At 50.6% G+C, this 11969-nt stretch carries 9 protein-coding genes; 4 read left to right on the forward strand and 5 right to left on the reverse strand.

The window, feature by feature from the left end; genetic code table 11:
• The first annotated feature begins 58 nt into the window (after positions 1 to 58).
• Positions 59 to 1480 carry a hypothetical protein gene (locus tag JMI88_RS16390; protein ID WP_201363006.1) on the forward strand — a complete coding sequence of 474 codons (1422 nt, stop codon included), beginning with the start codon at positions 59 to 61 and terminating at the stop codon, positions 1478 to 1480.
• An 86-nt stretch (positions 1481 to 1566) separates the two neighbouring features.
• On the opposite strand, the gene JMI88_RS16395 is transcribed toward JMI88_RS16390, so the two are convergent.
• Entirely contained in the window at positions 1567 to 2382 is an 816-nt protein-coding gene (locus JMI88_RS16395; protein WP_201363007.1) for an alpha/beta hydrolase family protein, read from the reverse strand.
• Positions 2383 to 2785: 403 nt separating this feature from the next.
• Positions 2786 to 4264 (reverse strand): glucoamylase family protein, encoded by a 1479-nt coding sequence (locus tag JMI88_RS16400; protein WP_236022932.1) that lies wholly within the window; start codon positions 4262 to 4264, stop codon positions 2786 to 2788.
• A 628-nt stretch (positions 4265 to 4892) separates the two neighbouring features.
• Between JMI88_RS16400 and JMI88_RS16405 the strand changes: the two genes are divergently transcribed.
• Positions 4893 to 5297: an HNH endonuclease signature motif containing protein gene (locus JMI88_RS16405; RefSeq protein WP_236022933.1), complete on the forward strand. Its 405-nt coding sequence runs from the start codon at positions 4893 to 4895 to the stop codon at positions 5295 to 5297.
• A 186-nt stretch (positions 5298 to 5483) separates the two neighbouring features.
• Here the strand turns inward: JMI88_RS16405 and JMI88_RS16410 are convergent, their stop codons facing one another.
• A complete protein-coding gene (locus JMI88_RS16410; protein WP_201363009.1) occupies positions 5484 to 7115 on the reverse strand; it encodes an FAD-binding oxidoreductase in 1632 nt (543 codons plus the stop codon).
• Positions 7116 to 7491: 376 nt separating this feature from the next.
• On the opposite strand from JMI88_RS16410, the gene JMI88_RS16415 reads away from it, so the two are divergent.
• A complete protein-coding gene (locus JMI88_RS16415) occupies positions 7492 to 7803 on the forward strand; it encodes a hypothetical protein (RefSeq protein WP_201363010.1) in 312 nt (103 codons plus the stop codon).
• A gap of 170 nt (positions 7804 to 7973) precedes the next feature.
• Here JMI88_RS16415 and JMI88_RS16420 read toward each other — a convergent pair whose 3' ends face one another.
• On the reverse strand, positions 7974 to 8186 hold the full coding sequence (locus JMI88_RS16420) for a hypothetical protein (protein WP_201363011.1): 213 nt from the start codon (positions 8184 to 8186) through the stop codon (positions 7974 to 7976).
• A 398-nt stretch (positions 8187 to 8584) separates the two neighbouring features.
• Here JMI88_RS16420 and JMI88_RS16425 point away from each other — a divergent pair, with 398 nt between their 5' ends.
• Positions 8585 to 10516: a glycoside hydrolase family 127 protein gene (locus JMI88_RS16425; RefSeq protein WP_201363012.1), complete on the forward strand. Its 1932-nt coding sequence runs from the start codon at positions 8585 to 8587 to the stop codon at positions 10514 to 10516.
• Between the two features lie 234 nt (positions 10517 to 10750).
• Here the strand turns inward: JMI88_RS16425 and JMI88_RS16430 are convergent, their stop codons facing one another.
• Positions 10751 to 11734, reverse strand: a complete 984-nt coding sequence (locus JMI88_RS16430) for a L,D-transpeptidase family protein (protein WP_201363013.1) — start codon at positions 11732 to 11734, stop codon at positions 10751 to 10753.
• Positions 11735 to 11969: the final 235 nt, after the last annotated feature.

The following is an 11969-nucleotide window of genomic DNA, read 5'->3' on the forward strand; positions in this document are numbered from 1 at the left end:
TATGCTTTAAATCTTCCATTGAAAATATTGGGATCTTCTATAGAGGTAGAGCGGGGGCATGGATAATAAACCGCAAGCTATGATACGTCCGGGCGTGGCTGATGATCAGCCAGTCTCCGTTTCCTTGGCGACACAACCGGACCAGGTAGATCGGCAGGATATACCGACCTCTTTGCGTTCATGGCACTCTCTTGTGCTGGTCATTCTGGTCTGCCTCTTCTTTGCGTTGTTGACTTTTTGCGCGCATTTTGTGCATATAAAATTTCCGTATGAAAATCCTCCTTACCCATCGCCCTACAACCCGACCCCGACCTCTGCAGCTCGCGTTTACATTGCACCACAGGTTTATTCGGGGGAACATTTCATTTATCTGGCGAATGGCTGGTTACAGGGCCATCTCTATGTGGATGCGCCGAGCCCTGCTGATGCGAGTGATTACACATTCTGGCATGGACATTGGTATGTGGCGTTCCCACCGTTGCCGGCGGTCTTTTTCCTGCCATTGGTTGCTATCTTTCACTATAGCAATCAATTTGCTATGTCGGTGGGCGTCGAATTGGCCTTTGGCATCGTCAATTGTATGCTCGTGTTTCTGGTATTACGTCGCCTGGTTGAGAAGCGGCTGGTAGAACTCTCTTTCTCTAGTGTGGCCTGGCTGCTTGTTTTTTTCGTATTTGGCACCGAACTACTTTATGTCTCTATGCAAGCGAGTGTCTGGTTTCTGGCTCACGTTATTGCTACTACTTTCCTCTTATTGCATGTACTTGAGCTGCTTGGCAAGCGTCGCGGCTGGCTAGCTGCTTTCTGGCTTGGGCTGGCCGCCCTCTCGCGCAGTACCGCGTTGCTGGCCTTTCCGTGTTATTTGCTGCTGGTTTACCTGGAAGAACGTCGCCACACCTGGTTACTGCTGCGTAAGTGTAGCGCTTTTTGTGCTGTGCTGGCTCTTTTCGTTGGAGGGATGCTTCTCTATAACCTGGCCCGCTTCGGGTCCTGGCTGGATTTTGGCTACATGAGCATGAATGTGAGCCCTCGCGTAGCCGATGGACTGCACCAGTATGGCCAGTTCAACCTGCATTTTTTAGCGACGAATTTTTACTATATGCTGATTCAGCCGCCCCAACTTTTGCCCGGCTGGCCCTTTGTGCTCTTTGATCCAATGGGTACAGGTATTTTCTGGACTATGCCCGCGCTCTATAGTATGGTGCGTACCTTTCTGGTGCGTCCACGCAACTATCTGGCCTGGAGCCTGCTGGCTGGCTGTATTCTACCCTTAATTGCCCTTTTTCTCTATTACAATACAGGCTGGTTTCAGTTTGGCTATCGCTTTTTTGTAGATATCTTGCCGCTGGCCTTTATACTGGCTGTCATGGGCTTTCATGCCAGGCTGCGCTGGTACGAGCAGTGTTTTATCCTGCTCTCAATCGGCATCAATGTTTGGGGATTGTTTGAGTATACTTATTTGTTGTTCTTTCTGCGCTGATTATCTTCTATATTAGCCGAGCCCTCAATATAGAGAAAAGGGCAAGTAGTGAGAACTCAGGCTAACATATAGGACAAGCTGATGTCTTAGCGCAGCAGGTGTTTGATCTCTTTGACGGTTAGTTGCCAGGCTTCCGAGCCTGGATCGATAAGTATAAAGTGGTCGGCACCCGGCAACTCAAGCAGCCGAATATGTTCTCCCGCCGCTCTGGCTTTGTGAGCATATGCCTGGCTAATTTCGATTGGCACACGGTCATCAGCGCTGCCATGTACCAATACTTGAGGAATGCCTGATGGTAGCAGGGCTGCGGGTGAAGCTTCCATATAACGCGCGGGCTGTTCTGTCAGACTGGCCTGGAGTAATTCCTGCACCGCGTTCTGGCCTAGATGTAGCTGCCATGCCTGCTGCAGATCGACGACTCCCGCCAGGCTGACAACTCCCCTCAATCGTAATGGCGTCCTTTCGGTGCGTATAGCACTGTCACGAGGCAGCAGGTGACGGCATGCCAGCCAGCAGGCCAGGTGTCCGCCCGCAGAATGACCCACAGCAACGACGCGTTGCATATCCAGCTTATAGGTTGGAGCCAGTATGCTCAGGTAATCTGTGGCGGCCGCGACATCCAAAAACGTTCCTGGCCAGGCGCCTCCGGGATTGCCTATGCGCCGATATTCGATATTCCAGGCTGCTATGCCCTGCGTTACCAGGTGCTCTGCCAGGCCATGCATTAGCGTTAGATCGTAAGCCTTGCGCCAGAAGCCGCCATGGGTCAGTTGTACTACCGGATGTGGCCCTGGGCTTTCTGGTAAATAAAGTTCGCCATACTGAAACGGATCATTGCCATAGGCCAGTCTATGAAAATAATCGTCCACCCGGCCTTGGTGCTGTTCTAATGATCCACCCATCTGTTTTTCCTTTTACTATATAATTAAGAGACACCTCATTATAAGAGACACCTCATTATATGATCCATACTATATATTCTCAAATTTTATAGCTGGTCACTGTTTTTCTAAGAGAGTATTTGATTCCCGTTGTGATCAGCGTCTTTATGCATGAGCTTTGGCTCTCTGTGAGCTCAAACCATACGCCAGTCAGTGGTGCAAACCGTGCGCATCGCGCACGGTTTGCACCACTGAATAAAAAATGTGCGGCCGTGCATGCGGACGCCCGCAGGGGGGCGCATTGATTCCCATAATCATGGGAATCAAACACTTCTTAGTTCGGCTAGCATAGAAAAAGCTTGATGCGTTTATTAGACGCATCAAGCTTTTTCTATGCTAAACTGATCTCAATATGCCTTATTGTTTACGGCAGCGAGAACTTCTCCTGTGAGAGATAGGGTTGGGCGGCGGCGATGATAGGATCTTCCGCAAAGTGGTGTTGCATGCGATTGTTCAGCAGGGCATCGTCGAGGGCCGCCATGATCATGGCCTGGTCCAGTACCAGGTAGCGGTGTCCAATTTGTCCGGTGGCAGGATTGACGCTGTCATAGAAGCCGTAGCGATCGTAGATGCCCGGATAACACTGCTGTAACTGCTGAATATTGTTGAACGCCGCCTGTGGGGTAACGGTCAAAGCCAGGAATGAGGCATGTGGCGTGATCGCTGTCTCATCATAGGGGCAGCAATTTTTATTAGATGCCATATTGCGCGCCCCGTAGGCGTCATAGTTTCCGGTATCATCGGGTGTGCTGGCCGGGGAGAGTCCCCAGACTGGATAGTTCAGGGTTTGCGTGGCATAGGCTTGTTGAGCCTGGGCATAGAGTTGATCGTTGAGCCCAAAGCTGTGTTGACCCCAGGTGGTTTCAGGAATGACCAGGTTATTCATCAATCCTTCGAACATGCTGCCACCCCAACTGGGGACGAAATTGATGCCGTTAGTTGAGTAGTGGCCCTCAAAGACCGTAAATGGCTTGCCTGATTGGGGATCGTGATATGTGGCATTATAGCCTTGAGGCGTCTGTCCCTGCCAGGTGAAGTCAGCGGGCAACGTACGCCAGGTGCGCCACCAGACATCGCCAGGCATACGGTGGGTTCCGATGCCGATATAGGCCGCAATACGTGTCTCTGCATTGAGTATCCCATAGTGGAAGGTGGCCGGTCCCTGGTCCGCATTGTAACCACCATACATCTGTCCGGCGGTAATGCTCTGGCTTTGATCCCCATTGTCATAGAAGATCCCAAAATCCATCGCGTTGAGCAGCGCCGTGGCTCTAGGCGCCAGCGTCGGAAAGACGTTTCTGGTGACAATTAATCCTGTTGCATACCAGGCATTATCCACGGTTGAGATAAATGCGCCGGTCGCTGGTTTGCCCTCCTGGTCGGTTCCACCGGGACCAGAAATGCGGTGCCCATTGGTGGTGTCGTACCAACTAAAGAGAAAACCATGCCATTTACTGAGCTTTTCGACCTCAGTAAGCAGAGCATTGGCACGTTTAAGTGCGTCGACATGGCTGATAAGGCCAAGATCCTCGGCATTTACGATGCTCCAGAAGGAGACGCCGACATTTGTTGGCGAGGTATAGGTTCCTCTGGCAGGCGCACCATTAAAGCCTATGTTATCCATTGGTAGGTGGGTCGTGGGATCGGCATCGGCATCAAAAAATTGCCAGGTGCGTTGAGCAATAGCGTCGAGCTCTAATTTTTGCGCTTGCGTGAGGGACGCGGACGGATTTGAAGCGGCGGTATGCGCGGGTGCCGCGATTGCTGAGACTGGAGCTACCACAGTGCTCAGGCAAAAAATACAGCATAAAAGGCATCCAATGAGCAAACGTTTGACTTTCAAAGCCATTCTCCTCTGACATTGAGGTTCATCCCGTCAAAATACAGATTGAATGGATTTTTGCATAAAAATCATTCAATATACATCTACAACGACAGGATTGAACTCGCTTGCTTACGTTAATAATTTGAAGCTAGATATATAATAGAAGTTTAGCATAACATAAGAATTATATTAGTGAAAATCAATCAAGTCAAGTCTAGCATATTGATGTGCAAATATTCCTGTAACTGATGAGTGAATTTTCCATTATAAAATAAATTCCCTGCCTAAAACGATGAAGGAGACGGAATGGGCTCGATAGAGAGAATATACCTCTTAAAAATCTAAAAAACGCCCTGGTTCGTAATATATGTACAGGATAAGCTTGTGCTATTATTATTGCTGCTACTCAGCAAGTCAATCTGGCCTTATGAGGTGAAATTTATATGAAAAAAAGCATTCAATATGTGATAAGTATGATTGTGCTGGCTTTCTTGCTGGCAGGTTGTACTGTCTCCGTTGGGAACGGAGGTGTATCTAGCTCTGGTAATGGATCGCACTCAAACGGGAATAGCTCAAATGGAAGTAGCTCAGATAACGGTAATTCGGCGCAGGTGCCCAACATTGGACATCAGACCAAGACCTCTGGTTGCCAGGCCCAGGGGGATTACAGGACAAGCAGTGTACTCCTGGCGCAATTTTTCCCGATGCTACTGCCAGGCAAATTTGCAGATCCGGGTACTCTAAATCTGTACGTAATGTACCCGTAAGCGTCAAAAATCAAGTCTATGCCGAATATGGTATTACCCATCATAGCACAGGCCAATATGAGGTAGATCATCTCATTAGTCTGGAACTGGGGGGTTCTAACGACATTGCCAATCTGTGGCCCGAGGCCGCATCTCCTACGCCCGGTTTCCACCAAAAAGATCAAGTGGAAAACTATCTGCACGATCAGGTATGCAGCGGCAAAATGGATCTGCGCACCGCTCAGACCAAGATCGCGACCGACTGGCTAAGCGTTTATAAGCAAATGGGTGGCTCATCATATTAGACGAGCAGCTCAAATACTCCCAATGAATAGTAGGTGCGCCCCTTGCGGGCGCTTTTGCTGCTCAAAATCGTCTTCTATCGAGAGCAAGCAAACGCCCGCAAGAGGAGCATCTACATATTTTCATCTTTATTGTGCTTTATCTTATCATCTTCGCTTACATGAAATGTGTTGGTCCTGTTTTGATGTCTAATGAGGTAGTGGAATACTTTGTTTGAAGCGGAACAGATTGTTTGGATCGTAGGTGGCTTTGACTTGTTGGAGCCGAGCCAGGTTGGCGCCGTAGTATGCCTGCTGCCAGTTAGATAGGGATGAGTCGATATAATTCTGGTAGGCAGCGCCGGAGGCGTAGCTGCGCATGGCCTGCCAGGTATTGTTTAGCCAGGTGCGGTTCTGCGCGATGACAGTATCTGAGGAACCGACATCCCAGTTGGCATTATATTGGATTGAGAAGAGCATGTTGCGGTGCACGAAAGCCGTGGCGTTCGGAGCCACGCGATTGATCGCGCCCCCATACGCGTCGATGCCTATGCCGCCCGTGCCGGGCGTTGGTGATTTCTGATACTGAGCGATGGCGTTGACCAGCGTGTTGATCGCCTGGGTGGACATTGTTCTGGCGAAGTAGTCTGATTTGGCCGCGTATGTGGTGCGTTGAATTTGTCCCTGAGGATTCTGGCTGGGGAGGCGACATTGGCTGATGGATTTGTTGGAGCAGCCTGCCTCATAGAGCATGGTGTCCAGTAAACCGGCGTTGGAGACGTAGCGTGTGGTGGGGGCTATGCCCAGTCCATTGATCAGGTTTTGTAGTTGCTGGTTGAGCGCATCGGTGCCGCCTACGTAGACGCCGTTGACGCGCACTAGCGGGTCGCCGTTTTTATCTGTGGTGTTGAGTAGCAGGCAATTGGACCATAGTTCGTCGGGTGCGTGAGGGGCCCAGTTTTGCCAGGCGTTGACTACGGCGGTGGCGTCACTCCAATTCCAGCCAAGGGTGAAGATTGACAACGAGTCAACCTTATGGGTCTGGAAGGTGAATGAGGTGACGATACCGAAGTTGCCGCCTCCGCCACCACGCAGGGCCCAGAAGAGGCTGGAGTTTTGATTGGCGTCACAGGTGACAATGCGTCCGTCGGCCAGTACCACCTGCGCTGAAACCAGGTTGTCGCAAGTCAGACCAAACTTGCGCCCGAGTACTCCAACGCCACCACCCAGGGTTAATCCAGCCACACCTACTGTGGGACAAGAGCCAGCTGGAATCACACGTCCTTTTTGCGCTAGCGTAGCATAGACATCAATCAGCTTAGCTCCGCTTCCAATAGTTGCATTTCCACTGCTACTATCTACGCTGATGGTATTCATGCGACTGACATCCAGTAGCAGGCCGGTCGTGGTTGAATAGCCGGCATACGAGTGACCACCGGAGCGAGCGGTCACTGGCAGGTTGAAGCGGCTCACAAAGGCCAGGCAGTTCTGCACATCTTTGGGTGAGGCACAATAGGCTACGCCCGCTGGCTTGATGGCATCAAATTGTGGATCAAAGAGCTGGTGCGCGGTTGCATATTGAGGATTGTTTGGGCGTATCAGTGTGCCTTGCAGGCTTTTGGCCAGCTTAGACCAATCGGCCTCCCCCAACACTGGAGGTTTGGTGGGCGTTGGCTTGACTGTGGGTATCATCGGAGGTGTGTTAGTCGCGTTGGCTTTAGGCTGCGACTGGCAGGCGCCTAATAAGATGGGGAGGCTACCGGCGGCACATAGTGAAAGAAAGCCACGGCGATTTATCTGCGCGTCTTCTAGCCAGTTCTTCTGTTGCGTATGTTCCTTCATTATTTTTCCTTTTGCTGGTCGCAGCATGCAATAAATAGAGTTTGCTGCTCCTGTTATCTATTCATAGAGGCTATGCATTATCTATGCAGCAGCCTGTTCGTGTATTTCTATTGATATATCTATTCAGGCGTGTATGGATAATAGTTTATACCAATTGGTCAGGCTATGAATTGTTTCACACTTACGTTGTGCTAGAAAAAAACGTCTGCTTGCCGGTGCCAACGCCACAGCGCATATAGAACTGCTACGTCAACTATACTGTCCATACTATCACTAATGCTGGCTGATATGCTATGCTCTCGATAGCTTTTTTCCTTTGCACAATGGCAGGGAGTGTGGTGTATAAACATATGGTAAATGGGGAGAATAGAGAAGTATGACCACAGATGATGCTGAACTAACAGCCTTGCGCGAGAACGAAGTGCGCTGTATCCGCGTGCTGGCCGCCTGTCGTCGCTTTGCGGTCAATATTGGTGGCGCGGCGGGCAACTATGCGACCTTTGCACAAAACGAAGAGGTGCTCTTGCAATCTTTCCATGACATTGAGTTGGCCCACGCCAGTTCCGATGGACGCTATGATCAACTCTTTGCGCAGCGCTGTCAACGCGCTGGCCTGACCGCCGCCGATGTGCATATGCTACAAACCCGCTGGCAGGCGTTGAATAACGACGATGATCTCAATGAATAATCGCTATCAAATTGGTCAAAAAGCCGGTTCCAGGATTGCTGTATATGCATAAAAGGTACGATAAAAAAGCTAGCTATTCTGATGCAATCACGTTTAAGGAATCAGCATCAGAATAGCTAGCTTTGTCTATCTTCAGACCAGCTAGCCATTGCCGGGTAGCCTGTCAGCGCTTAGTAGTTGTTGCGGAAGCGATCGTTCTCGTGTGTACCCTCTTTTAAAGAGCGTAGCGAGTAACGCTGATCGCCAACCATGACGAATACACCGCGTCCATCCTGAAGGTCGCTGATCTGGCGATGGAGCTCTGCGTTCTCTGCCTGCAAAGCCTCCATGTGCTGTTTCTGACGAAAAATTTCTTGCGCGAGCTGATCAAATGAATTATTCATGCTTGTCTCCTCCCTCAATTGTTGCCCCTTTATTCCAGAACGCAGCAAGCATTCGGTCTATAACATTCCTGGTACTCTGCTATCTGTACATTACAGCACAAATGTTCTTTCTGTACCTTCTAAATGTATAAATGGAGCAGGCAACAGGTAATTTTTTTTCGCACCATGGGGACGAAATTACCTCACTATTATGACTTTGTATCCTATTTTATAGCAGAACCTGTCATTACCGCTTGCCTGTAAGATTTTTGTCTTATATGCTGCTAGTATTTTTGATCAAATGAGTTGCCAGAGATTGATTGAGCGACATGGAAATACCTCGATCAAGCAATGTTTTCGTGTTATTTATATGCTAGTATGGTTAGTATTATGTGTCATTGAAAAAGGAGAGATCAGACATGATTCATGATAGCCGGAGCAGGCTTGATCCTGTTGCGTTCGATGCCGTTCACTTTGCTGATACATTCTGGGCGCCGCGTATCAAGCTGGTGCGTGAGCAGACGATTCCTTTTCAATATCAGCAGTGTAAGGAGACAGGGCGCATTGATGCCTTACGGCTGGATTGGAAGCCTGGCCAGGAGCCGGTGCCTCATATTTTTTGGGAATCTGATATCGCCAAGTGGCTGGAGGCCGCCAGCTATAGTCTGGCCGTGCATCCAGATCCTGAACTGGATGATCTGGTGGATCAGGTGGTGGCATTACTGGCTGGCGCGCAGCAGCATGATGGCTATCTCAATGTCTATTTTACGGTCGTCGAACCTGGATGCCGCTGGACCGATCTGCGTGATGCACATGAGTTGTATTGCGCTGGTCATTTGATCGAGGCTGGTGTGGCTCACTTTCAGGCAACTGGCAAGCGCCAGTTGTTAGAGGTCGTACAGCGTTATGCCGACCATATCGCGACTGTGTTTGGGCAGGATCCCGGTCAGAAGCGCGGATACTGCGGGCATGAGGAGATCGAACTGGCATTGGTCAAACTGTATCGCGCTACCGGCTCTGAAAAATATTTACGTTTGAGCCAATATTTTGTGGATGAGCGAGGCCGTAAGCCTTTTTACTTTGAGCAGGAGGCTGAAGAGCGCGCTACCCCTGGTTTTTTCTCGACGATGTTTCCTGAGCGCGAGCAGGAGCGGGCAAAGTTTCGTGAGTATAATCAGTCGCATCTGCCGATGCGGGAGCAAACAGAGGTTGTTGGCCATGCGGTGCGAGCGATGTATCTCTACTGTGCTATGGCTGACCTGGCCCGCGAAGTCGGGGATGTGAGTCTGGCGCAGGCCTGTGAACGGCTCTGGCAACATTTGACGACCAAACGTATGTATCTGACGGGCGGCATCGGCTCTTCGCGCGCCAATGAAGGTTTTACCAGCGATTATGATCTGCCCAATGAATCTGCTTATGCTGAAACCTGTGCCGCGGTGGGTCTGGTATTCTGGGCGCATCGTATGCTTCACCTGGATTGTGATGGTCACTATGCCGATGTGCTTGAGCGGGCTCTCTATAACGGAGTGCTGAGCGGCATCTCGCTGGATGGTAAGAGGTTCTTTTATGTCAATCCTCTGGCCAGCGCTGGTGACGCGCACCGCTATGAGTGGTTTGGCTGCGCCTGTTGTCCACCCAATATCGCTCGTTTGCTATCCTCACTGGGACAGTATTTCTATTCTCAGAGCGCTTCCGAGCTGGTAGTGCATCTATATGCCAGCGGACAGGCACAATTGCAGGTGGGTGGTCAGGCGCTGACAGTACAACAAACCACCAGCTATCCCTGGGATGGTGCGGTACGTCTCGTTGCCGAGCAGCTGGCTGAGCCTACTACGTTCAATATCAAACTGCGCATTCCTGGCTGGTGTAGCGAGCCAGCCGTACGTGTGAATGGTGCGGCGGTGAACGTTGCGGCTAGCCTGAAAAAGGGATATGTCAGCATCGAGCGTACCTGGCAGGCGGGCGACGTGATTGAGCTAGAGTTGCCAATGGCTATCAAGCGTGTCTATGCCCACCCTGCTGTGGAGGCCGATCAGGGCTGTGTCGCCTTACAGCGTGGCCCCATCGTCTATTGTCTGGAGGGGGTAGACCATGCCTCTGTTCCGTTGCAGGAACTGGAGCTGCCAGTGAGTCAGCCATTGCAGGCAACTTTCCATCCTGATCTTCTGGATGGTGTGGTGGCTTTACATGGTAGCGCCCTGGCTACTAACCAGGCGGCCTGGGATGGTCAGCTTTATACTAGCCGGCCACCGGATATGCAGGAAACACCGCTGACCGCGATCCCCTATTATGCCTGGGATAATCGCCAGCCGGGCGAGATGCGTGTCTGGATACATGAGCATCGATCATGATTTATTGGTAACAAAAAACATTAAATGCGTAGATGCGAACCTTGCGGTCAATACATGTCATTTAGACGACCAATAAGAAGAGAATGCAACACGAAACATCGCAGGTGCGGGCCTCAGCGCCCGCACCTGCGATGTTTCGTGTTTCCTGGTGGTTTTTCCTCCGTGGAGGGTACGAGAGACGTCTCTCAATGACATGTATTGACCCTTGTGGTCGCTTATAGCCGCATCGCGTTCCTAATAATGAATATAGACGGTTGTCCCGATGGGGGCCCAGCTATACAGCCATGCAGCCTGCGCGGTGGACATGACGACGCAGCCATGTGTTCCGGTCATATCTCCATATTCTGGATCGGTATGGGGAACATTGGTGCCAGGACCAAAGGTACTCCTCCACCAGGCGTCATGCAGGAAGAAGCCCCCTTCTCTGAATTCCAGCGCATAATTGATGTGCGTCGGCTCATAGTAGTAGGGAGAACCCACCGGCCATGGCGAATAGAAGGTGGTAGGACTCAATTTTGTAAAGACGTGGTAGGTACCTGTGGGCGTGGCTAGATCGGGCTGGCCACTGGTGATGGGAAAGCTGTTGTCCATCTGGCCATTGTCGCAGAAGGTGGCCCACTGGGCGCTCAGGTTGACATCCACAGTTTTCCCATCAGTAGTGGCGCAGTTGGCATTATTTTCTCCTGTATTAACAACCGGTGCTGGTTTATTGGTGGTGAGCAGACCACTGTAGATGTATTGTGGTGCGCTGGTTCGATTAGAAACACGATACCAGGTTAAACTATTGCTGACGGTTTCGCCTGCGATTGTTCCATACACCGTTACCTGGGCGCCAGCTTCTAGCGTCGAGACAATCGCACTATTGGTATAAGGAGCGCTGCGTACATTGGTTGCGCTCGTTGTATATTCTGTGATCGGAGCCTTGTTCCACTGCACCGCCGGTGCAATCGGTGCTGGCGTCGGCGTGGGCTGAATTGTCCTGGTGGGCGCTTGTGTGGCCTTGACCGTCGGGGTTGGTTGAGTTGTCACAGTATGAGTGGGCGTCGCCTTTTTGCCGTCCGCATATGGCGCAGAAATGGCAGTGCCTGTGGCCACGGGTTTTGTTGTATTTGAGGTTGCCTGCGCGGCAAAAGGATGTACAACCACGAACAAGGCGGTGCCAATAAGCACCATAATAACAATAGCAGATAGTAAGAAAGTTTTTACATAGTTTTTCATGTGACACCCCATTTCGAATGTATTTATATGGCTCAGTAATAGTATAGCCAACTTTATGGATGAATTAAATGGTGTGCGTCACAATTCTGGCGTGTTGTGTTAAACAAATGAGGATATATGCTGGTTTGCTAAAGGAAAGCGAGGCACCAAACAAGCGAGTAATATCCTTCTCCTCCTCGTGGTGCTGGGGAAGAGGAGCGTATTTCGTGTTGCATTATTCCCCAATTAGCCTGCG

The organism is Dictyobacter formicarum (genome assembly GCF_016587435.1).

Coding starts and splice junctions, on each gene's coding strand:
- JMI88_RS16425 (WP_201363012.1), top strand. CDS start 8,585: ATGATTCATGATAGCCGGAGCAGGCTTGATCCTGTTGCGTTCGATGCC.
- JMI88_RS16420 (WP_201363011.1), bottom strand. CDS start 8,186: ATGAATAATTCATTTGATCAGCTCGCGCAAGAAATTTTTCGTCAGAAA.
- JMI88_RS16415 (WP_201363010.1), top strand. CDS start 7,492: ATGACCACAGATGATGCTGAACTAACAGCCTTGCGCGAGAACGAAGTG.
- JMI88_RS16410 (WP_201363009.1), bottom strand. CDS start 7,115: ATGAAGGAACATACGCAACAGAAGAACTGGCTAGAAGACGCGCAGATA.
- JMI88_RS16430 (WP_201363013.1), bottom strand. CDS start 11,734: ATGAAAAACTATGTAAAAACTTTCTTACTATCTGCTATTGTTATTATG.
- JMI88_RS16395 (WP_201363007.1), bottom strand. CDS start 2,382: ATGGGTGGATCATTAGAACAGCACCAAGGCCGGGTGGACGATTATTTT.
- JMI88_RS16390 (WP_201363006.1), top strand. CDS start 59: ATGGATAATAAACCGCAAGCTATGATACGTCCGGGCGTGGCTGATGAT.